Source organism: Streptomyces sp. NRRL WC-3549, from assembly GCF_000721935.1.
GTDB lineage: Bacteria > Actinomycetota > Actinomycetes > Streptomycetales > Streptomycetaceae > Streptomyces.
This window is the reverse complement of record NZ_JOCS01001829.1, coordinates 1-1752: the sequence shown is the minus strand read 5'-3', so window position 1 is coordinate 1752 and position 1752 is coordinate 1. Positions and strand designations below refer to the sequence as shown.

At 69.5% G+C, this 1752-nt stretch carries 1 protein-coding gene; it reads right to left on the bottom strand.

From position 1 onward, the window contains the following. Positions 1 to 246 precede the first annotated feature (246 nt). Positions 247 to 1752: outer membrane protein assembly factor BamB family protein (locus IH13_RS0100085; protein ID WP_031079867.1), on the bottom strand; the 1506-nt coding region annotated here is incomplete at its 5' end.

The window sequence follows — 1752 nt, the reverse complement described above, 5'->3', positions numbered from 1 at the left end:
GAGATGTGTATAAGAGACAGCTGCTTGCTCAGCGGGTCCGACGGCGGAGGGGTCGGCGGGGTCGGCGGGCCGAAGCCTGCGGGGGGCGGGTCCTGTGGGGCGCCGAAGCCGCCCTGGGGCGGTCCGTCGTTCGGCTGGGTCATGGCGTACGTACCTCTGGGGAATCCGGAGAGAAGGGGTGGGGGGCGGGCGGATCAGCCGGACCGGCGAGCGGGGGCCCGCCGGACCGGTCGTGACCGGGGTCCGTCACTTACCGAAGGCCATCATCGTCGTCTGCTCCATCTCCTCCTCGTCGTTGGAGGCGCTGACGCGACCGCTGACGATGTAGGAACGGCCGCCCGCGTAGACGGCCTTGGACGTGAAGAAGGCGTTCTCGATCCGGGTCGTGGAGTCCGGGTGCTGGAGCACGACGGTCGGCGCGCCACCGGTGGGCGCGAGGGTGGCGACCGCGCCGCCCTTGTCGTAGGTGGGCTGCATGTAGACCAGCAGCTTGCCGTCCTCCATACCGATCGGCTTCAGCACGCGCCCGGCGGGTGCCGCCGCCTTCCACTTGGGCTTGCCGGTGTTCAGGTCGAACGCGACGATCTTGTTGGTGCGCCCCGCGTCGCCGCTGGTGTCGTCCTTGGTCGCCATGTAGAAGGTGTCGGCGTCGGCCGCGACCCCGGTGCAGCCCTCAAGCGTCTGGCCGAAGACCGAGAAGTCGTGGCCGCAGTCGACCGCGAACCCGTCCCCCTTGTCACTGACCAGCCCGGACCGGTTGGTGCCGTTCCCGTTGAGGGCGAGGATGGACCACTCCTTGTCCTTGGTCAGCGACACGACGAGCGGGCTCACCGAGTAGACCTTGTCGATCTCCCAGCCCCGCTTGGGCACGTACGTCCACCTGGCCTTCCCGGTGACCGGGTCGAGCTCCTGGATCTGGTGCTGCGGGTTGTCCACGTCGTCGGTGCGGCAGCTGACGGCGGCGATCAGCTTGGGCCCGCCGGCGAACGCGAACGGCTGGCACTTGCCCGAGGGCTTGCCGAACAGTTCCTTGCCGTCGCTGACCCGGAAGGCGTTGGAGTTGTCGGAACGGCCGACCGTGACGGTGTCACCGCTGATCGCCAGGCCGACGTCGGCCATCATGTCCCAGACGCCGTTCTTCTTGACCGACTTCTTCCAGCCGGCCTTGCCGGTGGTGAGGTCGATCATCTGCAGATCGGCGCACTCCGCCTTCTCCGAGGTCCCGTTCATCACGCCGATGACCAACTTGCCGTCCGCGGTCGGGTTGTTCGGGGCCGCGCACATGTCGGCCGGGAGCGGCACCGTCCACTTCTGCTTGCCGTCGGCCGCCGAGTAGCCGACGACCGAGCGGTACATGCCCTTGACGAGGGTGTCCCCGACGATCCACGGGCCGTACACGTCGGCGCCGCTGCGGGGCACGTCGACGTCGTTCTTGGTCAGCCAGAGGACCTTCGCCTCGCCCGGCTTGCGCCCGGCGTTGAGGTCGTCGTCCACCTCGCGCCCGTCGCCCTTGCCGTCGCCCTTGTCCACGGTGGGGGAGGCGCTCGGCCCGTCCGTGTCGGTGCTCGCGTCGGCGACGGGCTTCTTGGGGTCGTCGCCGCCGTTGGTGGCGAAGTAGACGCCGCCGCCGACCACGAGCAGCCCGGCGACCGCCGCGCCGATGACGATCCCCGGCTTGCCCTTGAAGAAGCCCCCGCCGGAACCGCCCGGGGCGGGCGCGCCGGGGTACTGCTGCTGTCTCTTATACACATC